Below are 24,888 nucleotides of genomic sequence, written 5' to 3'. Positions count from 1 at the left end.
GCGACGACGCCACCTGCTCCATCTCGCTATACGAAGCACCGAAATCGGCCATCGTCAACTCCCTCACTCAGAAACCCGACCCACCCCGGGCCGACATCAGAAACCTAGCCGACCGCATCTGCAGGACACGATGGGGATCATTCCCCATGCCACATCAGCCATACGTGCGTCACACACTGGGGACATCGACGGATGCTGCGGCGTCGGCGTCTGCCAGCGGGGCGGTCTCGACAGCCCCTCCGCCCGACGACGACTCCACGGGGAGCGTCGCCGCATCGACGAGCGGCATCTGCACCGTGACCTGGCGGCCCGCCTGCACGAAGATGCCTCGCCCCTCCGGGAAGTCGGCGCGCTTGACCTTGGGGAACGGCACCTTGAAGACCGCGTCACCGTCGAAGGCGTCCGGCTTGAGGATGATGCCCTTCCGTCCGCCCTTGAAGTCGCCGATCAGGCCGAACCCGCTGGTGACCTGGGTCACGTCGGCGTCGCCGATCAGCAGATGGTCGCTGCGGTTCACCGCCTGCAGCAGCGCCTTGAGCGGACGCTCGGCCGGCGAGTCCGCGAACTGCGGCACGTCCTCGATCACGATGAGCAGACGAGCGCCGATCGTCTCATCCGTCACCAGGTCGGCAAGCTCGGTGGCGAGCTCTTTCGCGTCGTCGACGGTCGTGGCGCTGCGCATCCAGGGCGCGAACTCCTTCAGCTGCGAGCGGCGCCCACCGAGGTGGAACAGCCGCAACGCCGGGTCGAAGCGCACCATCGACGTGATGAGCGCCTTCATCGCGGTGGTCTTGCCCGACTGCGGTGGGCCCGCCACGACGAACGTGCCGACGGGGTCGAAGTCGCGCGGGGCGAGCGTGTCTTCTGCGACGCCGAGCACCGGGAACTCGCCGATGCGATCGGGCAGGGAGCCCCACGCCAAGCGCGTGGGCAGCGACCCGATCTCGTCGACCTCGCGGACGCCGAGCGCGCGGAGCTCGTCGGCCCACTGCCCGAGCAGCTTGGTCTGCTCCGCGACGTTCGGTGTGCCGCCGAGCACGGCGATCTGCGTCTCGAACCCATCGACGATTGCCCTTCCGGGCGCAGAGCGCTCGTCGAGCACATCCTTGGGAGCGTTCAGCAGCGAGTAGGCGTTCTCGTCCGACAGGCGCAGGATGACGCGGCGCGACACGTTCGAGCTGACGGCGGTCGGCACCGACCCGGAGCGATCGGCCGTCGCGACGACGTGCACGCCGAGCGGTCGACCTTCGCCGAGGATCCGCATGAACGCCTGATAGAACGGCATCCGGGCGGTGGTGGACTCCCATTCGGCACGGAACTGCGGCAGGCCGTCCAGGAGCAGGATGATCCGGGCCTCGTCGCGCCCGGTCAGCTCGCGGTACTCCGCGACGCTCGAGGCGTTGGCGGCACTGAATCGCTTACCGCGGTCATCCAGCACGCGAGCGAGCGAGCGCATGATGCGCTGCACACGCTCGGCGTCGTCACCGGGGATGATCGATCCGACGTGCGGGAGCACCTCGAGGCTCTTGAGCGATCCCGAGCCGAAGTCGAGGCCGTACACCGCGACGTTCTCGGCGCGACGGCCCATGGCCGCCGAGATCGCGACCGTGCGCAGCACGGTCGACTTGCCCGAGCCGCTGGTGCCGTAGACCAGAAGCGATCCGTCGCGGTCCGGCTCGAAGTAGACGGCCTCCTGCTGCTGACGTTCCGGGATGTCGCTCTTGCCGAGCAGGATCGATCCGGAGCGGCCCGCCGAGAGTGCGCGGATGTCGACCGTCGTCTCGAGGTCGTCCAGCCACGGCCGGCGGGGCGCCGGGATGCGGGCTTGCTGCGCGGCAGAGATCAGTGTCGCCACGATCCGCTTCTGGTCGTTGGGTCCGGGATCCACGTCGTGCGCGGCATCCTCCCCCTTGTCTTCCAGCTCCCACTTCTGCACGGACCCGAAACGCAGCTCGGCCACGCTGACGTCGGCGGCCGCCGGCTCGTCGCTGCTCCAGCCGCCCGCGTACGCGGACTGGAACGACACGAGGCGGCCGGGTCCGGTCTTGGCGATGCCGCGGCCGGGGATGCTCGGATCGAAGCGCGCGGCCACCGGGTCGTCCACGACGTCCTTCGAGTCCGACTCGTCGGCCATGCGCAGCGCGACGCGCAGGTTGGTGTTGGCGCGCAGGTTGTCTTTGATGACCCCCGCTGGGCGCTGGGTGGCCATGATGAGGTGGATGCCGAGTGACCGGCCGCGCTGCGCGATGTCGACGACGCCGTCCACGAACTCGGGCACCTCGCCCGCGAGCGCGGCGAACTCGTCGATCACGAGCACGAGGGCCGGCGGCGTGTCGGGGTCGCGCCGCTTCTCGAGCTCGAGCAGATCCTTGGCCTTCTTGCGGTTGAACAGGTGCTCGCGGTAGTGGAGCTCGGCGCGCAGGCTGGTCAGGGCTCGGCGGACGAGGTGCGGGCTCAGGTCGGTCACCAGACCGACGCAGTGCGGCAGCTCGACGCAGTCGGCGAACGCGGAGCCGCCCTTGTAGTCGACGAACAGGAACGTCACGCGGTCGGGGCTGTGCGCCGCGGCCATGCCGAGCACCCACGCCTGCAGGAACTCCGACTTGCCGGCACCCGTCGTGCCGCCCACGAGCGCGTGCGGGCCCTGCGTCCGCAGGTCCAGCGCCATGGCGTCGGTCGGGCCCTGACCGACGATGGCGCGGAGCGTTCCGGACTTCTTGAGTCGTGGCAGAGTCCCGCCCGAGCGATCGAGGATCGTATTGTTCTCGCGCCAGCGCTCGATCGCGAACGAGGGGTCCGCGGCCATCTCGGTGCCCACGAGAGAAAGGAACATCACCGAGTTGGGGATGTCGGAAGAATCCTCGATCACCGTGCTCGAGTCGGCGACGGGTGCCAGGCGCTTGGCCAGCACCGTCATGAGCTCGTTCGAGACGCCCTCCACCACGGTGACGGGGTAGTCCACGCCGCTGCGGACGGTGCCGGCGAGGGCGGACTCGAGCCCTCCCGAGACGTCGACGAAGCTGCGGCAGACCGCTGGAAGGGCCTCGACGACAGGGGCGACGAAGATGCCGTACACGCCCACATCGGCGCCGCGCTCGAGCACCTGGGTGAGGCGCGCACGGTCCACCGGCGCATCCGAGGTCACGATCACCACGACCGCCGTCTGGCCCGGGAACGTGGCCTCCTCGGCTGCCCTGCGCACATCGGTGCCGTATCGCATCGGGTCCCAGTCGTCGTCGAGCGGCAGGCGGGGCGACGCCGCTGCCTTCGACCGCCGCATGACGAGCTCCTCGAGCCCAGAAAGCAGTGCGGCGCCCGTGGAGGCGGAATCCGACAGCGGCATGTCGCGGAACGGGCTGCGTTCGCTGGTGGTGTGGGGCAGCCACTTGAGCCATTCCAGCTGCCGTGCCCACTGCGGCTCGGTGAGTGCCACCGCGACGAGCTCGTTGGGCGAGTGCAGGCCGAACAGCTGCACGCTGAGTCCGCGCAGCGCGTCGGCCGCTTCGCGCGGCGGACCGGCGACGCCGATGACGCCCACGCTCTGCAGCGACTCGAGCACGGGAACGCCGTCGATCATGCGGTATCGATCGCGCAGCCGTTCGACGCGGTCCACGAACTCCTGCAGCGCGTCCGGGTTGTCGGACTGCTTCACCGTCGTCCGCGACGGCGCCTCGGAGGTGCCCAGGCGCACGGACAGGAAGTTCCAGTGCTCGGGACGGCGGGTCCAGAGCATCGGGCCGAGCCGCATGGCCTGCTCGAACACGACGGCGACCGGCGGCACCTCGGCGTTGCGCACTTCCCGTTCCCGGGGCCGCTCGCGGTACAGTGTCTCTTCGAGCTCCTCGAACGTGCGCTCGAAGACCTCCGCTTCCTTCTTGGATCGCTGCCCCACCTGCGTGCGCTGCGAGATGAAGTTGCCCAGGAGCATGAGCGGCGACAGCAGCACCACCAGCAGCGAGCGCGGGTTGTTGGTCATCGCGAAGATCGAGGCGCCGAGGATGATCGGCGCGACGAGCATCGGCCAAGGGAACAGTCGGCTGACCGGGTCCTTCGGCATCCGCGGCTCGGCCAGTTCCTCGCCGACGTAGCGCGGTTCGACGCGCGGGCTGCGGTTGAACAGCAGCGAGCCGCCGCGCTCGAGCACGGGGTCCGGGTCGGCGGGGGCATAGTCCTGCACCATGTGCACGACCAGCTCGGTGTCACCGAGAGCGAACCGCTGACCGGGAATCACGCGCAGGCGCTGCACGAGGCCGCCGTCCACGACGATGCCGTTGGCCGAGTTGAGATCGACCAGTTCGACCGTGGCTCCGACCTCGATGCGCGCGTGGCGCTTGGAGATGAGCGGGTCATCGAGCACGATGTCGTTGCCCGCGGCCCGTCCGATCGTGAAGTGTCCGCGCGGCAGCTGGAACTCGCGACCGGCGAAGGGACCGGCGACGGCGTAGAGGATCGCCGCGGGCGGTGCTCCGGCGCGCCGCGACGCGACGTAGTCGGCCCCGAGGTTGACGACCGACGCGACGAAGCCCGAGCCCACCGGGGCGTCGCTGATGAGCATGTCGGGCTCGAGCAGCTGGAACGCCGACGAGGTCGGAGGGGCCACCCGCAGGGTGAGCACGTCCTGCGAGGAGGCCGCGACCTCTCGCGCCGGGTCCGCTTCGACGATGCGACGGGCCACATCCTGCACGGTCGCCGTCGTGTCGGAGGTGACGACGATGTCGGTGTGCTTGTCGTCGCGACGCTGAAGCGTCAGTTTGAGTCTCATCTGGGTGTCCTCGTGCTGATCCCGGCGTCAGCCGATCCGGATGCGTGCGTGGCGATCTCCGAGGCGAATGGTATCGCCGTTGCGCAGGGCCACCTGTTCGTGCGGGCCGAGCGTGCGCTCCGCCCCGTCGCGCAGCAGCGCGCTGCCGTTGGTCGATCCGAGGTCGATGACGACCACCGCGGTCCCGGAGCGCACGATCGCCAGATGGGTCTTCGAGACCGACTTCGTCGGGTCGGCGATCGCGACCAGCCTGAGCGCCGGGCCATTCGGGACGAGGGCCGGGTCACGCCCGATCAGGATGCCCAGGCCGTCGACGCTGATGTCCTCGCCGGTGTCGAGGGTCACCACGACGGTCTGCAGGGGCGGCCCATCGCCGTTCGGCGACGCCGGCGCGGCAGCCGCGGGAGCCGTCGTGCGCCGAGCCGGAGCCGGAGCGGGGGCGGCTTCCGCCGCGGCCGGGGCGACGGCATCCGCGTCCCCGTCCGGAAGCAGCCGAGGCGGAACCCACCCCGAAGCGCCGCTGGACGGCGGCCGAACTGCGGCGGGCGCCTGCGGCACGGAGGAAGCGATCGGGGCAGACGTGACGGGAGCCTGCGGGCGTGCTGCGGCGGCATCGGACCCGACCGCGGCGGGGGCGTAGGCTGCGCTCTCGCCGGCCGGCGCGCCTTCGCCGCGGACCGCGCCCAGGACTCCCCCGCTGCTGCGCGAGGTGGGAATGTAGGCCATCGCACCGCTCTGGTCGGCGGGTGTCGCCAGAGACGGCAGCTCGCTGCGCACGTCAGCGAGCTCGGTCGCGACGGTCTTGCGCGCGATCCGCATGCGTTTGGCGTCGTAGGGATTGAGCCCGCTGCGCACGTCGACGAACCATGTCGCTCCCGCGAGATCGGCCCAGCCGCGTCCTCGTCGCTCGGTGTCGAAGAACGGCGACAACGCGATCACCAGGAGCGGGCCGATCAGCGGCACGACGAAGCTCGCCCACAGCACCAGTGCGCGCACGACCGCGCCGCGCCAGAATCCGGGGCGTTCCAGCGTCCGCACATTGACCGAGCGAATCCCCATGATCGCCTTGCCCAGCGTCACGCCGCGACGACCGTGGAGCGCGAGCTGCACGATCACGAATGCGGTCGTCAGCAAGCTGGAGACAGCCGCGAGCACGATGATCAGTACGAGGTCACCGCCGCCCACGACGGTCCGGCTGGTTGCCGTTGCGATCGCCAGTATCCCGGGCAGCGCGCCGAACATCGGAAGCAGCAGGACGACGTACACCCCCACCTCGATCGCCGTGGCGAGTGCGCGGCGTCCGTACGGCGCCGGTGTGAGGCCGAGCGACGCGGCGTATTCGGGTCGCGGTCGCCCGTGCTCATCGAGCCCCTCGATGGTGCGGGTCTCCTCGTCGATCTCCCAGATCACGGGTCCTCCTGATGCAAACTCCGCATCGACCCTAGCCTGGACCGCGACCATGACCGTCGCGGTGGGTCACGGCGACGGCGAGGGCGAAGGCAAGAACTGCGGATCGCCGGGCGTGATGCCGAAGAACAGCGCATCGGACGGGGACTCCTCGCGCGGAAGGTAGCCTTCGGCGAGATAGACGTCTCCGAACAGCATGTCTGCGAGCTCGAAGTGGTCGCCGGGACGGCACACCGTGTCGGCGAGGACCACCACGTTGCCGTTGTTGACGAACGTCACGGTGAGGAGCGAGAAGATCCCCTGTTCGCGGACGATGACATCGCTCGAGGTGACCTCGCCCGAGCCGAGATCCATCCCCTCGACCTCGTAGCCGGCCTCGGTGAGGTAATCGGCGACGTCCTGCCGCATCCGGTCCTGCTCAGCGGGGTCGACGTTCGTCGTGCGCGTAAGACTGAAATTCCACCCGTCGCCGCATCCCGCGGTGGAGGGCTCCATGCCGTAGGCGCCGTCGCCCACGCTCCACGGTCCGTCGTAGATGACCGCGAGGGCACCGTTGACGATCTCACGGTACTCGAGGTACACCTCCTCGGCCTGGGCGTACAGTTCGTCACCGCTCGGCTCGGCCACCGGGCCACCTCCGCATCCGCTCAGGATCGATACCGCGAACACCATCACCGCGGCGAACGCAGCTGCCGGGCGGTGCTTCGCCCGCGCTCCAGCTGTGCTCACGGCAGCACCTCCCCCTCGGCGACGATGTGGGCAATGTTACGGAACGATTCGGAGTCGGGCGAAAGGTACCCGTTGTCCTCCTCCCACCAGCCCCACAACGAGTTGCCGCCATCGTGACTGGCGTGGCCGGGCGTACCGACGACGGGTTCGGGCGTGCCCTGCAGTGACGGCGCCGTGCCGCCGTCGCTCTCGAAGCTGACGGCGCCATCGATCGACTCGGGGTCGGTGCCGTGCCCGAACGAGCTGACCTCGCCATAGCGGGCGACGAAGTCCCCCGGGGCGCGGGACGCGAAGATCTCGGTCCCGGAGTAGTCCATCGGCGCATCGCCGGTCCACGAGGCGTGGTAGCCGTCGGGGACGCCTGCCGACCCGACGGCGATGAGCCGGTCCACCCCGAGATCGGTGGAGCTGCCGCCCACCGCGAGGAACGCCGTCGTGCTGCCGTACGAGTGCCCGATCACCGAGGTGGTGACCGACGACGACGCAGCCTCGTCGAGCCCCCTGAGCGTCTGGCTGAGGCGCGCCGCGCCCTCGGTGGCGCTTCCCATCGTGTGCTCGGTGGCCAGGTTGGGCGAGTCGTAGCCGTACCAGGCGATCGTGAGCGAGCCGGTCCCCGGCCCGCCGTATGCCTCGGCATACGTGTTGAGATTGCGCGCGCTGTCGCCCCAGGCCGCGAGGTCACCCAGGCCGGAGAACATGCCGCCGACGAGCACGTTGACGTTCGTCACGCCCGCGAACGGATCGACGATCTGCCCCGCGGCATCCCTCTCCACCCCGTAAACGACGGCGCCGGTCGCCTGCGGCTGCTCGAACGGGTGGAACATGAGGAGTTCCCCCCTGAAGCTGCGCATCTCGGTGCCGAGCTGCTCCAGTTGGCTGTCGAGCGGCTCCCCGTACGGTCCGGCTGCGATCGTCTCCTCGTAGGCGGTGCGGTTCGCCTCGAATCGCACGGCGTAGGGCACGCCTTCGAGGTTGCCGACGAACTCGGGGCGCGTGCGCAGCAACTCGGCACGCTCGGCATCCGTCAGTTCCGCCCAGATCGCCGCCACGTCCGCGGGCGTGTCGGCGCTCGCGAGCGCGGCGACGGATGCCCGGAGGCTCGCCGGCACGTAGGCGTGGTCGATGTTCGCCATGGCGGCGAGCGCAGCGTCGTACGCGCCGTCCCATCCCCGATAGGCGGCCTCCCACTGATCCCACAGGTCGGAGAGCTCGGCTCGCCGCCGGGCGAGAGCGTCCTCGGCATCGGCGACGGCCTCCTCGGCGAGAGTCACCTCACGTGAGGTCGCTTCGTCGCTCAACCCGCCCATCTGCGCGCCGGCCGAGGCGGCCGAGGCCTCGGCCGATTCCACCCGCGCGTGAGCGGCTTCGATGTCGTCGATCAGATCGTTCGCCACGCGGCCGTGCTGCGCGACGGCCTCGCCATACGACCTCAGCGTCGCGGCGATGCGCTCGACCATCAGGGTCGTCGGTGTGATGCGAGCGGCGACGTCGCCGGCGTCAGACTGGACGGCGCGGATCGCCTCGCCGCGACCTTCCAGTCCGCCGTCGATGTTGCGCAGCACGACTCCCGCGTCACGGCCGTCCGCGGCGAGATCACGGAGCGCGTCGGACAGCGCCTCGATTCCGCCCTCGTCGTAATCGATGCGCTCCAGCGGAACCCCCAGCTCAGGCGAGGTCAGCGACATAGTCCCGATCCCAGCCGTCGCTCAGCGATACGTCGAGCTCCGTGAACGAGCCGAGGATGTCGAGCAGCTCCGCGCTCACCGCGACGGCGTCCTCGTCCTCGGCCGTGACGCGCATCAGGGCCGCTCCGACGGCGTTCTCGGTCATCACCCGCAGCAGGGTGCGTCCGCACGGATCACCGATCCCGGTGTCGCGACGCCACGCGTCCTCGGCCTTCATGCGGTACGCGAGGAGGGCCTGATCGAGCGTGGCCTTGGCGCTCTCGAGCGCATAGCGGTCGATCTCGACGTCACCCACCGCTGCGCCTCGCCCCCGCATCCACGAACAGTCGCCTCATGCTATCGACGAGCGCGAACGACCACGATGGGGAGCATTCCCCATGCCCCGCGGACGCCGAATCCGCATGGGGTGGGTTCAGTGGAAGAAGTGGCGCTCGCCCGTGAAGAACATCGTGACACCCGCTGCCTGCGCCGCCGCGATGACCTCGTCGTCGCGCACCGAGCCCCCGGGCTGCACGATCGCCGCGACGCCGGCGTCGATGAGCACCTGCGGCCCGTCGGCGAAGGGGAAGAAGGCGTCGGATGCCGCAACCGAGCCGGCGACGCGGTCACCGGCTCGCTCGACCGCGAGCCGGCACGAGTCGACGCGGTTGACCTGGCCCATGCCGATGCCCACGGTCGCCGAGTTCTTCGCGAGGACGATGGCGTTCGACTTGACCGCGCGGCACGACTTCCACGCGAAGATGAGGTTCGTCATCTCCTCGTCGGCCGGGCGCTCGCCCGACACCAGCTGCCAGTCCTTCGCGACTGATTCGATGTCGTCGGGGAAGCGGTCAGCGTCCTGGAGGAGAAGTCCGCCCGACACCAGCCGCACGTCCATGCGCTCCTGCTGCCAGTCGGCGGGCAGCTTCAGGATGCGCAGGTTCTTCTTGAGCCGGAAGACCTCGAGCGCCTCGGGCTCGAAGTCCGGCGCCACGATCACCTCGGTGAAGATGTCGCGCAGGTTCTCGGCCATCTTGAGCGTGACGGTGCGGTTGGCGGCGATCACACCGCCGAACGCCGACACGGGGTCGCACTCGTGAGCACGCAGGTGGGCGCTGGCGATGGGGTCGAGCGCGTGGGGCGCCGTGACGGCGATGCCGCACGGATTGGCGTGCTTGATGATGGCCACGGCGGGCTTGACCATGTCGAACGCGGCGCGCAGCGCGGCGTCGGCGTCGACGTAGTTGTTGTACGACATCTCTTTGCCCTGCAGCTGCGTGGCCTGCGCGATACCGTGGCCGCCGTTGCGCGTGTAGATGGCGGCCCGCTGGTGCGAGTTCTCGCCATAGCGCAGCGTCTCGAGCCGCTCGGCCTTGATGGTCAGGTGCGCGGGAAGGTCCTCCTCGGTGAGCGTGCCCTCCGAGAACCACGTCGCGACGGCGCGGTCGTACTCCGCGGTGTGCGCGAAGGCCCTCGCCGCGAGTTCACGCCGCTGCACGAGGCTCGTGCCGCCGGCACCGAGCGACTCGATGACCGCCGGGTAGGACGACGGCGAGACCACGATGGCGACGTTGGCGTAGTTCTTCGCCGAGGCGCGCACCATGGCCGGGCCGCCGATGTCGATCTGCTCGACGACGTCGTCGCCCTGGGCACCGGAGCGCACGGTCTCGACGAACGGGTAGAGGTTCACCACGACCAGCTCGAACGGCTCGATGTCGAGGTCGGCGAGCTGCCGCTCGTGATCCTCGAGGCGCAGATCCGCGAGCAGTCCCGCGTGCACGCTCGGGTGCAGCGTCTTCACGCGGCCGTCGAGCGACTCGGGGAAACCGGTGACGCTCGCCACGTCGGTCACGGTGAACCCGGCGTCGCGGATCGTCGCGGCCGTCGAACCGGTGGAGACGATCTCGACGCCGGCGGCGGCCAGGGCCTCGGCGAGCTTCAGCAGGTCGGTCTTGTCGCTGACCGAGACGAGCGCTCGGCGGACGGGCACGACGTCGCGGGTGCGGTACAGGGCGGGGTCGTGGCTCGGTCCGGCCATGGCGGATCTCCTCGGTGCTGGGGACGAAGTCAGGGTGCGGGGGCGCGGGATGCCGCCTGGGCGGCGAGGTCGAGGTCGCCGTCCGCGATGCGGCGTACGACGTCGATGAGCAGCCGGCGCTCCACGGGCTTGATGCGCTCGTGGAGGGTGTGCTCGTCGTCGCCGGCGAGCACGGGAACGCGCTCCTGGGCGAGGATCGGGCCGCTGTCGACCCCGGTGTCGACCAGGATGACGCTCGCTCCGGTCTGGTCGACGCCGGCGGCGAGCGCATCGCGGACGCCGTGCGCGCCGGGAAACTCGGGCAGATAGGCCGGGTGGGTGTTGATGATGCGCGGCGACCACTCGTCGACGAGTGTCGCGGGCAGCAGCCTCATGAGGCCGCTCAGCACGACCAGGTCGGGCTGCCAGACGGCGAGCTGGGCTCCGAGTTCGGCGCCCCATTCCTCGCGACTGTCGAACTGCGCGTACGGGACCATGAACGTGGGGATGCCGTACTCCTCGGCATGGGCGAAGCCCTCGGCCTGGCGGTCGGCGCCCACGACGACGACGCGCGCGGGGTAATCGGGGTCGGCGGCCGCATCGAGCAGGGCTCGCAGATTCGACCCTGTGCCCGAGATGAGAACGGCGACCGTGAGCACCCGGTCAGTCTAGCCGGGGCGGGCACGCCGCCCCGAGCACGGGGAGGGGGACGGATGCCTCCGCCCGAGGCATCCGTCCCCCACCGCACCCGGCCAGGCCCCCCGGCAGCCGGGTGCGGCCTCATCAGGACTGCGCGATCGCGAACCCTCCCGCAGGCAGCACGATCATCGCGCCGCCCCGCATGCCGCGCTCGCGAATCAGCGAGCCGGACGCGTCGTAGACGCGCACCGACAGCGACGCCCCCGATTCGCCGACGCGCACCGGCTGCGGCCGGTCGATCGTCGAGTGCACCAGTTCGGTGCTGCCCGCGCCGCTCAGCACGAGGCGCGACACGGCGGGCCGGACGATCAGCGCGTCGAGCATGAGAGTGCCGCGCTCGACGTCGACCCGCACCGTCGCAGCGCGGGCGGGCACGTCACGCTCGAGGGGGTGCGGCAGCAGCACGCCCGGAGTCGGCGAGATCCCCTGCTGCGGACCGGTGATGTCGAGGGTTCCGAGCGGACGGTGGCCGGCGAGCCACCTCGAGGAGGTTTCGGCCCCGGGCTCGGACCACGCCACCGGTTCGATCGAGCGATCACCGGACGCCGCGCCGAGGTCGAAGACCGCGTGCTGGCCGGCACCCAGCGTCAGCGCGCCGCCCGACCAGAGCGACTCGCCCGTCCATGGCTCCGGCGCCGACACGACGCCCGAGGTGTCGGCCGAGGATTCGGCCTCGACCAGCGTCAGCCCGTCACGCGCCGACACCGTGGCGATCGACGTGGCGCGTGCGGCCAGCTCGGGCCGCGCGTCCAGCGCCAGCATCGTGAGCAGCCCGTGGATCGTGCTCTCGGCGCCGCTGTTGCGGTTGATGCCACCATTGGAATGGGTACCGTCGGGCTGGATGCCGTCGAAGGTCACGCCCGTGGCGGGGTCGTACATCGGCGTGCCCGCCGGGTTGGCGCCGAAGAACCATGCCGCCTGCATGGCCGCGAGATCGGCGAACCCCCTCGAGCCCGTCGCGTCGGCCACGGCGAGCAGCGACTGCACGCGCGAGTCCGCACCGTACGCGATCTGCACGCGGTCGGCGGGGGTCGGGAACCATCCGTTGTCGGGCCCGCCCGCTGTCAGGAGCGTCGTCGTGAACAGCGCAGCGTCGCGGGCGGCGGGTTCGGCGAGCCCCGGCTCATCGAGGGCGACGGATGCCGCCGCCAGCGCCGCGGGCATCTGCGAGCCCCATCCGTGCCACATGCTGCGCGACTGGGCCCACGGCAGCACCGCGCCGTACGGCCACGAACCGGCGTCGCCGGCCGACATGGCGGCGATGCCCTCCGCGAGCTTGCGGAGGGCGTCGGCGGCGACCGCGTCGCCGGGCACTGCGCGCACGCGCGCTGCGAGCCCGAGCACGGCCTCGGCCGAGGCATCCGCCCCGTCCACGATCAGCCACGACGGCACGCGCATGCCATCGGATTCAGCCCACTGCCCGTACCGCGACAGCACCTGCCGGTCGATCGCCGCGACCGCGAGTCCGAGCCGGTCCTCGAGGAAGGCCGCGAACTCGGGGTCGGCATCTTGGAAGGCGGCGTAGCCCTCTCCGAAAGCCCACACCGTCCGCGCGAGCCAGTAGCTCGGTCCCGAATCCGACGGGTCGGGCAGCTCGATCGGCTCGGCCGACGGGTTGAGGGTGCCGTCGGGCTGCATCCACAGCACGACGTTGCCGGCGTTCGGCCCGTCGGTCGTCTGCAGGTACGCGAGGCTGCGCAGCAGCTCGTACGCGGTGTCGCGACTGGAGTCGGCATCCGTCTGCATCCAGTGCCGCAGGTAGACGACGGCGGCGCGCGAGATGTCGTCGGCGTTGTACGCGCCCTGTCCCCAGTGTCCGGTCGCCGGATCGAGCGGACCGCCGCCGACCCGCTCGAACGTGCCGCCCGGTCGCGCGTCGGCGTAGGTCCACGGCATCACGAGCGACGGCTCGGCATCGAGGCGGTACGTCGTGTGTCCCGGCACGTCCGCCGGCGGCGTCGCCTCGTCGAGCAGGAAGTCGAGGTGGGCGAGCTCGGTCAGCGGGGCGGTGGCGACGGATGCCGCGGCCGGCGTCTGCCGGTGGTCGGGCGCGGCGGCGGCCGGTGCGGCCACCGCGAGCGCCGAGGCGAGTGCGACGGCGGCGGACGCTGCCACCACACGCGCACCCCGTCGTGCGTGCGTGTTCATCAGAAGTCCTCGATCCTTTCTCAGCCGGCGTCGGTGCGGTCCAGGAGCGCGACGCCGATCTTGGAATCGGCCATGCCGTAGAAGACGAACAGGCGGCCGTCGACCTCTTCGATCGCCGTCGGAAAGACGACGTTGGGGACGATGCCGCTGCGCTCGTCCTCGGTCTCGGGCGCGAGCAGCGGCTCGGGAGTGCGGGCGATCACGCGGGACGGGTCCGCAGCATCCAGCAGGAGAGCGCCCGCGGCGTAATTGACCCGTTGCTGCTGCGCGAATGCGCTGTCGAGCACGCCGGTCACGCCGTGGTGCAGCACGAGCCACCCCTCCGGCACCCGCAGCGGCGGCGGGCCGCCGCCGATCTTGACCTCCTCGAACGCGTACTCGGGGCCCGCCACGAATCGGTGCTGCTCCCACAGCACGAGGTTTGCGAGGTCGTCGCGCACCGCGGCGAGCGGCACGTAGCTGATCCAGATCGACTGGCGCGGATCCTCGATCCCGGCAGGCAGACGCACACCCTGCCCGGGCTTGGTCTCGCTGAGATCCCACATGGGCCGGTGCAGCACCGCCAGGGCCTCGGTGCCATCAGGCGCCGTCACGGGCTCGGGGAAGAACACCGTGTCCTTGTTGTGGAAGAGATTCAGGTCCATGTCGAGTTCGTCCTGGTACCGGAACAGCGCCGGCCCGAGACGCCGCCACTCGCGCAGGTCGTCCGACACCGCGATCGCCGTGCGCGGGCCGAGCGGACCGTATGCGACGTAGGTCATGACGTGCAGGCCGAGCACGTCGATCCAGGTGGTGCGCGGATCTTCGACGCCGGCGTTGCCGGCGCCGCGCTCCCAGCCGCGGTCGGGCTCGAGCACGACGCCCTCGCGCTGGACAGACACTGGGACGCCGTCCTCGACGACCACGCGCGCCAGACCGACGCGCGACACGTTGCCCTCGGCGACGAGCCGGGGCAGCAGGTACAGCTCGCCGTCCGGGCCGCGCCCCGATGCGGGGTTGAGCACGCCCTCTGCTTCGTTCGGATCGCCGGGCTGGGGCGTCATGACGACGCCCATCCGGGTCAACCGATATGGGATCGAGGGGGTTGTTCCGGGCATGGTCATCCTTTCACTCCGGATCCGAGGTCGTTGCTCGTGAAGTACCGCTGGAAGACGATGAACAGGGTCACCGCGGGGATCGCCAGCACGACGGCGCCGGCCATCATGGCGCCGAACGGGTTGGCGGTCGAGGCTGCGATGTTCGAGATGAAGTTCGCGAGCGAGACAGCCAGAGGCTGCATCGACGCCTGCTTGGTGATGAGGAAGGGCCACAGGAACTCGTTCCACGGTCCGATGAACGTCAGCAGCACCGCGGTCAGCAGCGCCGGGCGCACCAGGGGCAGGGCGACGTTCCACAGCAGCCGGAACTCCCCCGCACCGTCGATGCGCGCCGCCGAGAAGAGGTCCTGCGGAAGCTGCAGGAAGTACTGCCGGAAGATGAGCACCGCGGTGGAGTTGATCAGGAACGGCAGGATCATGCCGAGATAACTGTCGGACAGCCCGAAGTCCCTCGCGATCATCACGTAGAGCGGGATCATCAGCAGCTGGAACGGCACGACCTGCACCAGCAGGACCAGGGCGAAGGTGGCACTGCGACCACGCCACTTGAGAACCGCGAGTGCATACCCGGCGAGAACTCCGAAGACCACGGTGCCCAGGATCACGCCGCCCGTGAAGATCCCCGAGTTGAGCAGCCCCTGGAAGAGGTTGATCCGCTCGTTGATCGCGACGTAGTTGTCCACCGTCAGGTTGGACGGATCGGGGAACGCCCCCGCCACGGTCGCGTCGACATCCGTCTGGAGCGACCCGACGAGCATGTACCAGAACGGGAAGAGGAAGATCAGCGCGCCGAGGCTCAGCACCACGTAGAGCGCGATCTTGCTGCCGAGAGCTCGCCTCATGATTCGTCCCCTCCGCCCACGAACTTGCGCTGGATGGCGGCCAGAATCAGCACGAAGATGATCAGGATCACTCCGATCGCGGCCGCCACGTCAGGATTGCCCTGCTCGATGCCGCGCTGATAGATCAGCAGGACCGGAGACGTGGATGCCCCATTGGGCCCGCCGCCGCCGGTGAGCAGATACGGCTCGGTGAAGAGGTTGGCGCCGGTGATCGTCGACAGCAGCAACACGAGGAACGTGGCCGGCCGCACGCCCGGCACAGTGACCGAGAAGAACTGCCGGATGCGGCCGCCGCCGTCCATCGACACCGATTCGTACTGCTCCTTGGGCACGTTCTGAAGCGCCGCGAGATAGAGCAGGATGTAGAACCCGAGCCCCTTCCAGGTCACGAAGAGCGCGATCGTCGGCATGGCGAGGTTCGAGTTGATGAGCCACGACGGGTCGGGCGCAAGGGGCCCCAAGACGTTGTTGACCAGGCCGTTGCTCGAGAACAGGAACAGCCAGACCGCCACGACGGCCACCGACGCCGTCACGTACGGCACGTAGTAGCTGACGCGGAAGAAGGTCCGCGCGTGCACGACGTTGTTGAGCGCCGTCGCCAGGACGATCGACAGCGCCACCGTCAGCGGCACGTTGATGAGCAGGAAGACTCCGACGTTGCCGAACGACTGCCAGACGTCGGGGTCGGTGAGAACCGTGACGTAGTTCTCGAAGCCCACGAAGGGCCTGTCGACCTGCGCGCCGGGCGCGGCGAAGAAGTAGTCCTGGAACGACATCCACACCGCGAAGACGATGGGCCACGCGAAGACCAGGATCACGAACACCAGATACGGTGCCGAGAAGAGGATGCCGAGGGGCTGTGCCCCCAGCATCCGCCGGCGCGTTCTTCTCCCGTTCGCCGGCGAGCGCCCGGCAGGCGGAGCCGCCCCGGCGCGGTCCGGGTCGTCCCCGGTCCGGCCGGCCGGCCCCGCCACCGTCGAGCTCATGTCAGCCTGCCGCGAGTTCGTCGACCTCGGCTGCGGTGTCGGTGAGGAACGCGTCGATCTCGTTCTCGCCGAAGATCACCGACTCCGAGTAGCCGTCGCGGAAGACCTGCCAGATCTCGACCGAGTTCGGCACGTTCGGCACCTCGACGGTGCGCGAGGCCTGGTCGCCGAACTGCTCGTAGGCCGGGTTCGCCTCGAAGTAGTCGGGGTACGTGGCGGTGAGGTCCTGCCGCAAGGGCATCTGTCCGGTCTCTTCGAGCCAGATGCCGTCCTGCTCCTCGCTGGTGGCGAACTTCAGCACGTCCCAGGCCGTCGCCTTGTTCTCGCACGCGGTGAACAGACCCACGTTCTTGGCGTCGCTGAAGGTCCAGGTCTCCTCCGGAGCCGTCCCGTCCTGCGTCGGGACCGGCACGGCGCCCCAATCGACGTCGTCGCCGTAGACCGAGATCGCCCACGGGCCGACGATCGACATCGCGGAATAGCCGTCGGCGAAGGCGTCTCCTTGGTACTGCTCCTGGCCCGCGAGCTGCTCCTCGTAGAGGGTGCGCCAGAACTGCGCGACCGCCTGCCCGTCCTCCGAGTCGAAGGTGGCCGCCCCGTCCTCGACGAGCAGTGTGCCGCCGGTCTGCGCGGCGTACAGCGGGTAGAAGTCGAACCAGGACTGGAAGAACTCGCTCGTCGGCGCCGGGTTGATCGCGTACTGCGCGACGCCGGCCGATTTGAGCGTGCGTGCCGTCTCGAGGAACTCGTCGTAGGTCGCCAGGGGCGGGTTCTCGGGATCGAGGCCCGCCTGGGCGAACATCGCCTTGTTGTAGAAGATCATGACGGGGTTCGACTTCCACGGCAGCTGGTAGAAGCCGCCGTCCTCCGAGCGGTACTGCTCGGCGATCTCGCCGCTGCGCTCGGTGATGTACTCGTCGCCGTTCTCGAACTCCGACAGGTTGACCAGACCGCCCTGCTTCTGGAACTGCGGAACCGCGGCGGGCGAGGTGTTGAAGATCAGGCACGGAGCGTTCCCGGCGGTGATCGCGGCGCTGATCACCTCTTCGCTGGATGCACCCGCGGGGATCTCCTGGGCCGTGACCTGCTCGTCGGGGTTCTCGGAATTCCAGGCTTCGACCATCTGCTCGCCCCACGCGATCTCAGCCTCGTTGTTCGAATACCAGATCGTGATGTCTCCGCGGCCGTCCATGCCGGCGTCGCCACCGCCACCACCGCCGCAGCCCGTCAGGGCCAGGACACCTGCCACGGCTCCCGCCGCCAGGATCATGCGTCGTTGCATCTCGTGCTCCTTCATCGGTCGCGACGGTCGCCGCGAATGTCGGTCGGCGCGGGTCCGGTGGACTCGCGCACGGTGAGGGTCGGTTCGGCCAGGCGAACGTCCACCGTCGCGTGGCCTTCGATGGCGCCGAGGAGAGTGCGAGCCGCGACGCGGCCCCACTCCCGGGCATCGGTCGCGACGCTGGTGAGAGCCGGATTGACGTAGCGGCCGATCTCGGTGTCGTCGTAGCCGGTGATCGAGAGGTCGCCGGGCACCGACAGTCCGCGCCGGCGTGCCACGCCGAGGCCCGCGATCGCCATGTGGTCGTTGGAATACACGATCGCGGTCGGGGGCGCGTCGCCGTCCAGCAACGCGCCGGTCGCGGCCGCCCCCTCCGCGGCGCTGAAGTCGGTCTCGACCGAGGCCGCGACCAGTCCGAGCTCGATGGCCGCCGACTCGAACGCGTGCCGGCGAGTGCGGGCATGCAGCATCCCGTCGGGTCCTGCGATGTGAGCGATGCGACGGTGCCCGAGGTCGGCGAGGTGACGGACCGCCGCGTGGATGCCGGCGCCGTCGTCGACGGATACCGACGAGAACGGCGTCTCGGCGTCCGGCACTCCCAGCGTGACCGCGGCGAGCCCGAGACGATCGACCAGTTCGAGGCGCGGGTCGTGGACGCGCAGGTCGGTGAGGATCACGCCGTCGACGCGTTTGTCGACGGAGAGGCCGCGATACGTCTCGGACTCCTGCCGACCGGGTGTCGCGACCGCAAGCACGAGCACCTGACCCGACGTGGAGAACTCGTCCTCGAGCCCTGCGATGAACGAGTGGAAGAACGGGTCGGCGGCGATGACGTCGGGGCTGCGTCCGAGCACCAGGCCGCACGCGAAGGAGCGGCCGGTGCTGAGAGACCGGGCGCGCAGGCTGGGCGTCCAGCCGAGGTCGCGTGCGACCTCGAGGATGCGCGCGCGCGTCTCGGCTGAGACGCCCGGGCGGTCGTTGAGCGCGAACGAGACGAGCCCTTTGCTGACACCCGCCTCACGGGCGACGTCGGCGATCGTCGGCGGCTGCTGTGCCATGGCGCTCCTTGAACTAAACCGGTTCAGACTCTAAAGCGGTTTAGGAGCCGACGCAACACCCTTGCCGCAATGACACGAGGGTGGTAAAAGCGACTCAGTCGCGGGGCGGCAGCTCGATCGGCTCCGTGCGTGCCTCGTCGGCCGTGGGCGCCGGTGTCTCGTCCACCCTGGGCGCCGGTGTCTCGTCGGGCACCTCCGGAGCGACCGGATGCTGCTCCTGCCCGTCGGTAGGCCGCCCGCCGGCGAGGAGTCCGCTGAGGCGCGCGTCGACCGTCGGTGCATCCGGGTCCGTCGCGGTGGCTTCGGGCCGCGGCGATGTGCGGCCGCCGGCCCGGCTCCGCGGCGACACCAGGAGAATCGCCGCACCGAGGAAGACCTCGAGCGCCACGGCGAGCGCGAGCGGTCCCGGATCGGGGCCGAAGGTCGACAATCGACCGGGGCCGATCGCCCCGGCGGCTGCTATCGCCAACAGCGCCGACGCGGCGGCCGAGATCGCGGCGATGCCGGCGGCCGTCACCAGCCGCGCGCCGATCGGGTCGTCGGTCGCCGGCGCGCCGATGCCGCCCGCGTGGACGAGGCGCGACCGCGCAATCCAGCCGGCGAGGGCACCGAGCGCGACGGGGGCGAGCGCGAGCAGGAGCAGCCAGGACGTCGTGGAATCGGGCACCGCGCCGAGCGCCGGTATGCCGGGCACCACGCCCACCTGCGTCGCGGCGGGTGAGACCGCCGAGCCCTCACCCACCGCGAAGCCCGGTCCCGCCGCGAAGGCGAACCCCCATATGGCGAGCGTCGGGAGGTACGCCAGCTGTACGAGCGTGAGCACCGTCGCGCCGGCGACATCGACGTTGCCGGCCTCGAAGAGCGCGACCACGTGTCCGGCTCGCGCGAAGAGCGCCACCGCGGTGAGCGCGGCCCCGAGTCCGATCAGCCCGGTCACGACGACGGCCGATCCCCGCACGACGACACCCGGAACGTCGCCCCAGCCGTGCGGGGCGGATTCGACACGGTCGCGCAGCCGTGCCACGGCACCGCCACCGGCCTCGCGCCACTCGGTCACGAGCGCCGCGGTGAGGGCGGGCACCGCGAAAAGCAGGGTGGGCACGAGCACGGCCTGCCACATCGGCGCGGTCGCGATGGTGTTCTGCCCGGTCAGGGCGGCACCGGTCGCCAGTGCGGCGAAGACCAGGGTCGCGGTGGCAACTCCGGTGAGCCATGCCTCCGCGCGCGACGCGCGCACGCCGGAGCGGGCCGCGAAGATCACGGTGAAGCCGGCGAACGCGAGGGGAGACAGCGACAGGACGAAGGATGCCGCGTCCCCGTCGATCCCCGTCGCGGCGAGGTACTCCGGGGGCAGTTCGACGGTGAGAGGCACCAGGTTGCCGAACTGCCAGACCGTGACACCGGCGGGCCAGATGGCGCCCCAGTCGGCGGCACCGCCGAAGCCGAATACCCACAGCAGAGTCAGCGGGGCGAGGGTCGCCGCGAGGCCGACGGCCACCGCGAGGGCGGCGTCGACCGAAGCGAGGAGGGCGACGATGATGCGATTCATGCGCCATCGACCCTACTTCGAGCGAGGTCGCGCTTCGGGCCGACCGCGCGGGTGGCCGAGGCATCCGTTCAGCCAATCCCCAGGTTGCCGCACGAGGCACTAACGTCGTCGTCGGAGGTCATTCATGAGCACAGCCCCGTCCAACGCGCCCGATTCGCCCGCCGCCGCCGACACCGGCGAGACGCGGGAACCCAAGAACAGCTTCGACAGGTTCTTCGAGATCACCCGACGTGGCTCGACGGTCGGCACCGAGATCCGCGGCGGTGTCGTGACCTTCGTGACGATGGCCTACATCGTCATTCTGAACCCGATCATCCTCTCGGGCGCGGCGGACGTCGACGGCAACAGCCTCGGCTTCGGACAGGTGGCGGCCACAACGGCGCTGACCGCGGGTGTGATGACGGTGCTCTTCGGGCTCGTGACCCGCCTGCCGTTCGCGTTCGCTGCGGGGCTGGGCATCAACTCCTTCCTCGCCGTCTCGGTGGTCGGTCAGGTGACCTGGCCCGAGGCGATGGGCCTCGTGGTGATCAACGGCCTCATCATCGTGCTGCTCGCGGCGACCGGACTGCGGCGCATGATCTTCGACGCGGTTCCGATCCAGCTGAAGCTGGCCATCACGGTCGGCATCGGCCTGTTCATCGCCTTCATCGGGTTCGTCGACGCCGGCTTCGTGACCGCCACGGGGGCGTCCTCTCCCCCGGTCGGCCTCGGTGTGAACGGATCGGTCGGCACCGTCCCGACGCTCATCTTCGTCTTCACGCTGCTGCTCACCGGCATCCTCGTGGCACGCAAGGTCAAGGGCGGGATCCTGATCGGCCTCGTCTCGGGCACTGTGGTGGCGGTGATCGTCGAGGCCATCTGGAACCTCGGCCCGAAGTTCGACGGCGACCAGGTCAACGCCGGCGGCTGGGGGCTGTCGGTGCCCGAACTGCCTGCCTCGCTCGTGAGCTTCCCCGACCTGTCGCTCGTGGGTCAGATCTCGTTCGGCTCGTTCGAGCGCATCGGCGTGCTCGCCGCGCTGATGCTCGTCTTCACACTGGTGTTCACCAACTTCTTCGACGCGATGGGCACCATGACGGGCCTGTCGAAAGAGGCGGGCCTCGCCGATGCCAAGGGCGACTTCCCCCGCATCAAGTCGGCGCTCATCGTCGAGGGCGTCGGCGCGGTCGCCGGTGGCCTCACCTCGAGCTCGTCCAACACCGTGTTCATCGAGTCCGGTTCGGGCATCGGCGAAGGCGCCCGGACCGGCTTCGCGAACGTCGTCACCGGCGCGCTCTTCCTGGTGGCGATGTTCTTCTCGCCGCTCGTGTCGATCGTGCCGTCCGAGGTCGCCGCCTCGGCGCTGGTGATCGTCGGTGCGCTCATGATGTCGCAGATCCGCTACATCGACTTCTCCGACTTCTCGATCCTGCTTCCGGTCTTCCTGGCGGTGACCGTGATGCCGCTCACGTACTCGATCGCCAACGGCATCGGCGCGGGATTCATCGCGTGGGTCGTGGTGCGGTCGCTGTCGGGCAAGGCGCGCGAGATCAGCCCGCTGCTGTGGATCGTCGCGGCCGGCTTCGTGCTGTACTTCGCGCGCGGACCGATCGAGACCCTGCTCGGCTGAGCCCCCTGGCGGCCTGCGCCCCCGGTTCGGGTGGCGCAACACGCGGACTCGCACGGGAGAACACCGCGTGTCGTGACACCTGAACAGCACGGCGATCAGCGGCGCGGCGTCCATCCCGGCGGTGTCGGACCGTCGTACGACGCACGCTCGGCGTCGGCGTGCGCCGACCAACCCTGCGCCGCGTCGACCGCATCGAATCCGCCCCGCGCGACGCGGAAGCCGACATCGTCGTGGTGCATCCGGGGCGCGCCGCCGCGCCGCGTCGACGCGCGCACGCTCCAGACGTCGTCGGCGAAGCCGCCCCCTCGGAAGACGCGGTAGTCGCGGTACCGCGCCGGGTCGAGCAGGTCCCAACACCATTCCCACACGTTGCCGAGCGTGTCGAACAGCCCATGCATGTTGGGCAGCTTGGCTCCGACGTCCTGGGGCGACGTGACACCGTCCGCGCTCGTCCACGCGACCTCGGTCAGAGGACCGTAGTGCGGCCCGGTCGAGCCCGCCCGGCACGCGAACTCCCACTCCGCCTCGGTCGGCAGGCGGTATCCGTCGGCATCGACGTGCCACGTGACGTCGTCGCCGTCGAACGTGTAGGCGGGATCCAGTCCCTCCCACTCCGATGCGGCGTTGCAGAAGCGGATCGCGCGCAGCCAGCTCAGGTCGGTCGCCGGGCGTCGCGGGTGCCGCGCCGTCTCGCCGAGCATCTCGCCCAGCTGCCCCTGCGTCACCGGGTACACCCCGATCTCGAACGGCGCGAGCTCGACGCTCCAGCGCACCTTGCGCCGTGAATCGTGCAGCCCGACGACTCCCCCGTCGATCCGGGCCAGTTCGATATCGCTCACCCGGGGAAGTATGACAGCGGACGGCCCGTGAGGATCAGGGGGCGCGACGCCACGCGCCGGATGCGGGAAGCTCGCCGCCGAACAGTTGCCTCACCGTGACGAGCGTGAACCCGCGGTCAAGGAGTCCCTGGAAGATCGTGCCGGCCACGCGCGCCGTGCCGGCATGGACGTCGTGCATGAGCACGATGGACCCGGCACGCGGCTGCTCCACCGCACGCGCGACGAGAGTCTCGTCGGGGGGCTTCTGCCAGTCGAGCGTATCGACGTCCCACAGGATCGCCGGCAGACCCGCGGCCGCGAGCACCGAGGCGTTGAACTCGCCGTACGGCGGGCGGAAGCTGTCGATGCGCTGCCCGGATGCCGCTTCGAGCGCGCGCGTGGTGTCGTTGATCTGCGCCGATACCTGCGCCGATGTCAGCTTCGGAAGCTGGGGGTGGTTCCAGGTGTGGTTGGCGACCTCGTGCCCCTCGCGCGTCATGCGCGCGAGGACGTCGCGGGCGCCGTGGGCGTTGGCGCCCATCGCGAAGAACGTCGCCGCAGAGTCGTACCGCGCCAGCTCGTCGAGGATGCCGGCCGTCAGCCCGGACGGGCCGTCGTCGTAGGTGACGGCCACGCAAGGGACGAGCGCGCAGTCGACGGCGCGCGCTCCCGCGGGCGCGACCGCTGGGCCCGTGTACGGCTGGCCGGCCGCCGCGAGCATACGTGCGCCGAACGGCGTGACCAGCGACGCGGCCAGGTCGGCGGGCACGGCGAGCACCATCGGCTCAGCGTTCGCCGGCACGCCGAGCGCCGAGAGCTCCGGCGAGGTGAAACCTGCCGGGACGGTCACGACGAAGCCCTCGGCGACCGGGATGGTCGTCGAGAGGGCTGCCCGCACCGCGGCCAGCTGCGCTTCGTCGCCGGGCGACGCCGGGCGGCGGGTGAGAGAGCCGGCATCTCGGCGAAGGGCGTCCACGACGTGGGCACCGAGCGCGGCAGCGGCTCCGTCCGCCCACAGCGCGTCCGCGGTGGCGATCTCGCCGGTGGCGGTGTCGGCGTACAGGATCATCGTCGTATCTGCGGCGACCGCGTCGGGCGTTCCCGACACGACCCGTACGCTCTCGCCGATGAACGGCCCCCTCGCCGCGACGATGTCGCACAGCACGGCCGAACCGGCACCGCCGGACGGGCCGAAGGCGGGGTCGGCGAGCAGCTCGGCGGCGCTGCGCGCCGTGCTGCCCAGCTCGCACCTGCGCGACGACATCCCGGATCCCACGGCCGCCGCGACCGGCGTATACGAGACACCGGATGCCGCGACTCGCGCATCGATCGCGGCGCGCACATGCTGCAGCATCGCCGCGTTGAAGACCGCTGTCTGCGGGGTGTCGGGAAGCAGCGAGACCCGGGCCTGCACGCCGACGGCATCGTTGCGCAGCCGAACACCGGTCAGCACCGTTGCCAGCGGACCGGCGGGGCCGGCGTCGATGGCGGCCGGAGCTTCAGCGGCATGCACCGCTGCCGGCTCCCATGCCGGCGGCGCCCAGTCGGCGCGCGCCGCCGGAGCACACGCCGTCAGTACGACGGCCGCCGCCGCCAGCATGAGCACCGCCGGACGACGGGACGTCACGCCCGGATGCCTTCCAGGAGGTCCGCGATCGCCGGGCGGTACTCGGCGGCGTCGTCTGCTCCTACCTCGACGACCACGAGGACGGCGTCACCGCCCTCCGGGCCCGCCACGACCGCGACGACCCCGCCGTCGGCCAGGTCGGCGTGCGTCGCGCTCATCCCCGACGCGAGCAGTTCCGAACGCGCCGCACCCTCGACATCGGGCGTCTCGGCGATGATCTCGGCGGCATCCCGCTCCACCGTCTCGAGCCGCGCCGTCAGCACGCCGTCCGGTGTGCGAACCGCCACGTTGCCGCCTCCCTCACCCGTGAGGATCCAGTCCGCCGGAACCACGACTTCGGCGCCATCCCCGATGGGAACCGCCGTGACACCATCCGAGACTTCGCTCGACAGATTCTCGAGCGAAGGCGGCAACGCCGTCATCGCGGCGACGACGACTCCCGTGGCCGCCAGGGCAGCACCAAGCCACGCTGCGCCGATCTCCCAGCGACGCGCGACGGAACTGCGTGAGTCCTCGGCCACAGTGCCCCCCTCGGGGGCGAGTCTAGGGCCCAGGCGTCCATTCGCGCGGCACGGGACGCGTTTCGGGTCTCTC

At 70.3% G+C, this 24,888-nt stretch carries 18 protein-coding genes; 1 reads left to right on the top strand and 17 read right to left on the bottom strand.

What is annotated here, in order from left to right:
• Positions 1-169: 169 nt before the first annotated feature.
• The 14 genes from K0817_RS01745 to K0817_RS01680 all read right to left on the bottom strand — a co-directional run bounded on the left by K0817_RS01745 (position 170) and on the right by K0817_RS01680 (position 20,240).
• Positions 170-4,762, bottom strand: a complete 4,593-nt coding sequence (locus K0817_RS01745) for an FtsK/SpoIIIE domain-containing protein (protein ID WP_253735114.1) — start codon at positions 4,760-4,762, stop codon at positions 170-172.
• A gap of 27 nt (positions 4,763-4,789) precedes the next feature.
• Positions 4,790-6,172 carry an RDD family protein gene (locus tag K0817_RS01740; protein ID WP_219979370.1) on the bottom strand — a complete coding sequence of 461 codons (1,383 nt, stop codon included), beginning with the start codon at positions 6,170-6,172 and terminating at the stop codon, positions 4,790-4,792.
• A 66-nt stretch (positions 6,173-6,238) separates the two neighbouring features.
• Entirely contained in the window at positions 6,239-6,898 is a 660-nt protein-coding gene (locus K0817_RS01735; protein ID WP_219979369.1) for a hypothetical protein, read from the bottom strand.
• Positions 6,895-8,583 carry an alpha/beta hydrolase gene (locus K0817_RS01730; protein WP_219979368.1) on the bottom strand — a complete coding sequence of 563 codons (1,689 nt, stop codon included), beginning with the start codon at positions 8,581-8,583 and terminating at the stop codon, positions 6,895-6,897. Before K0817_RS01730 ends, K0817_RS01735 begins: the two co-directional genes overlap by 4 nt.
• Positions 8,564-8,878 carry a hypothetical protein gene (locus K0817_RS01725; RefSeq protein ID WP_219979367.1) on the bottom strand — a complete coding sequence of 105 codons (315 nt, stop codon included), beginning with the start codon at positions 8,876-8,878 and terminating at the stop codon, positions 8,564-8,566. Before K0817_RS01725 ends, K0817_RS01730 begins: the two co-directional genes overlap by 20 nt.
• A 117-nt stretch (positions 8,879-8,995) precedes the next feature.
• Entirely contained in the window at positions 8,996-10,600 is a 1,605-nt protein-coding gene (gene purH / locus K0817_RS01720; protein ID WP_219979366.1) for a bifunctional phosphoribosylaminoimidazolecarboxamide formyltransferase/IMP cyclohydrolase, read from the bottom strand.
• Between the two features lie 29 nt (positions 10,601-10,629).
• Complete coding sequence (gene purN / locus K0817_RS01715; RefSeq protein WP_219979365.1) at positions 10,630-11,238, bottom strand: phosphoribosylglycinamide formyltransferase; 609 nt, start codon at positions 11,236-11,238, stop codon at positions 10,630-10,632.
• A gap of 124 nt (positions 11,239-11,362) precedes the next feature.
• The gene (locus K0817_RS01710; protein WP_219979364.1) at positions 11,363-13,426 is read right to left on the bottom strand and encodes a hypothetical protein; all 2,064 of its coding nucleotides are present in this window, start codon (positions 13,424-13,426) and stop codon (positions 11,363-11,365) included.
• A 20-nt stretch (positions 13,427-13,446) separates the two neighbouring features.
• Entirely contained in the window at positions 13,447-14,529 is a 1,083-nt protein-coding gene (locus K0817_RS01705; protein WP_219979363.1) for a glycosidase, read from the bottom strand.
• Complete coding sequence (locus tag K0817_RS01700; RefSeq protein ID WP_219979362.1) at positions 14,526-15,365, bottom strand: carbohydrate ABC transporter permease; 840 nt, start codon at positions 15,363-15,365, stop codon at positions 14,526-14,528. Before K0817_RS01700 ends, K0817_RS01705 begins: the two co-directional genes overlap by 4 nt.
• Positions 15,362-16,237, bottom strand: a complete 876-nt coding sequence (locus tag K0817_RS01695; RefSeq protein ID WP_253735113.1) for a carbohydrate ABC transporter permease — start codon at positions 16,235-16,237, stop codon at positions 15,362-15,364. Before K0817_RS01695 ends, K0817_RS01700 begins: the two co-directional genes overlap by 4 nt.
• Before the next feature lie 115 nt (positions 16,238-16,352).
• Positions 16,353-17,633 carry an extracellular solute-binding protein gene (locus tag K0817_RS01690; RefSeq protein WP_219979360.1) on the bottom strand — a complete coding sequence of 427 codons (1,281 nt, stop codon included), beginning with the start codon at positions 17,631-17,633 and terminating at the stop codon, positions 16,353-16,355.
• Positions 17,634-17,644: 11 nt separating this feature from the next.
• On the bottom strand, positions 17,645-18,691 hold the full coding sequence (locus tag K0817_RS01685; RefSeq protein ID WP_219979359.1) for a LacI family DNA-binding transcriptional regulator: 1,047 nt from the start codon (positions 18,689-18,691) through the stop codon (positions 17,645-17,647).
• 94 nt (positions 18,692-18,785) lie between these two features.
• Positions 18,786-20,240, bottom strand: a complete 1,455-nt coding sequence (locus tag K0817_RS01680) for a DUF6350 family protein (RefSeq protein ID WP_219979358.1) — start codon at positions 20,238-20,240, stop codon at positions 18,786-18,788.
• A gap of 124 nt (positions 20,241-20,364) precedes the next feature.
• On the opposite strand from K0817_RS01680, the gene K0817_RS01675 reads away from it, so the two are divergent.
• A complete protein-coding gene (locus K0817_RS01675) occupies positions 20,365-21,849 on the top strand; it encodes an NCS2 family permease (protein WP_219979357.1) in 1,485 nt (494 codons plus the stop codon).
• Positions 21,850-21,944: 95 nt separating this feature from the next.
• Here the strand turns inward: K0817_RS01675 and K0817_RS01670 are convergent, their stop codons facing one another.
• Genes K0817_RS01670 through K0817_RS01660 form a run of 3 tightly spaced genes read right to left on the bottom strand, consistent with a single transcriptional unit; the run spans position 21,945 to position 24,815 of the window.
• On the bottom strand, positions 21,945-22,688 hold the full coding sequence (locus K0817_RS01670; RefSeq protein WP_219979356.1) for a formylglycine-generating enzyme family protein: 744 nt from the start codon (positions 22,686-22,688) through the stop codon (positions 21,945-21,947).
• A 34-nt stretch (positions 22,689-22,722) separates the two neighbouring features.
• Entirely contained in the window at positions 22,723-24,294 is a 1,572-nt protein-coding gene (locus tag K0817_RS18650) for a polysaccharide deacetylase family protein (protein ID WP_219979355.1), read from the bottom strand.
• Positions 24,291-24,815, bottom strand: coding sequence for a hypothetical protein (locus K0817_RS01660; protein WP_219979354.1), 525 nt, complete (start codon positions 24,813-24,815; stop codon positions 24,291-24,293). Before K0817_RS01660 ends, K0817_RS18650 begins: the two co-directional genes overlap by 4 nt.
• Between the last annotated feature and the right edge of the window lie 73 nt (positions 24,816-24,888).

This window comes from Microbacterium sp. HD4P20 (assembly GCF_019449275.2).
In the GTDB taxonomy this organism is placed as follows: Bacteria; Actinomycetota; Actinomycetes; order Actinomycetales; family Microbacteriaceae; genus Microbacterium.
This window is presented reverse-complemented; position numbering and strand designations above follow the sequence as displayed.

Coding starts and splice junctions, on each gene's coding strand:
- K0817_RS01745 (WP_253735114.1), bottom strand. CDS start 4,762: ATGAGACTCAAACTGACGCTTCAGCGTCGCGACGACAAGCACACCGAC.
- K0817_RS01730 (WP_219979368.1), bottom strand. CDS start 8,583: ATGTCGCTGACCTCGCCTGAGCTGGGGGTTCCGCTGGAGCGCATCGAT.
- purH (WP_219979366.1), bottom strand. CDS start 10,600: ATGGCCGGACCGAGCCACGACCCCGCCCTGTACCGCACCCGCGACGTC.
- K0817_RS01710 (WP_219979364.1), bottom strand. CDS start 13,426: ATGAACACGCACGCACGACGGGGTGCGCGTGTGGTGGCAGCGTCCGCC.
- K0817_RS01705 (WP_219979363.1), bottom strand. CDS start 14,529: ATGACCATGCCCGGAACAACCCCCTCGATCCCATATCGGTTGACCCGG.
- K0817_RS01700 (WP_219979362.1), bottom strand. CDS start 15,365: ATGAGGCGAGCTCTCGGCAGCAAGATCGCGCTCTACGTGGTGCTGAGC.
- K0817_RS01695 (WP_253735113.1), bottom strand. CDS start 16,237: ATGCTGGGGGCACAGCCCCTCGGCATCCTCTTCTCGGCACCGTATCTG.
- K0817_RS01690 (WP_219979360.1), bottom strand. CDS start 17,633: ATGCAACGACGCATGATCCTGGCGGCGGGAGCCGTGGCAGGTGTCCTG.
- K0817_RS01685 (WP_219979359.1), bottom strand. CDS start 18,691: ATGGCACAGCAGCCGCCGACGATCGCCGACGTCGCCCGTGAGGCGGGT.
- K0817_RS01680 (WP_219979358.1), bottom strand. CDS start 20,240: ATGAATCGCATCATCGTCGCCCTCCTCGCTTCGGTCGACGCCGCCCTC.
- K0817_RS01675 (WP_219979357.1), top strand. CDS start 20,365: ATGAGCACAGCCCCGTCCAACGCGCCCGATTCGCCCGCCGCCGCCGAC.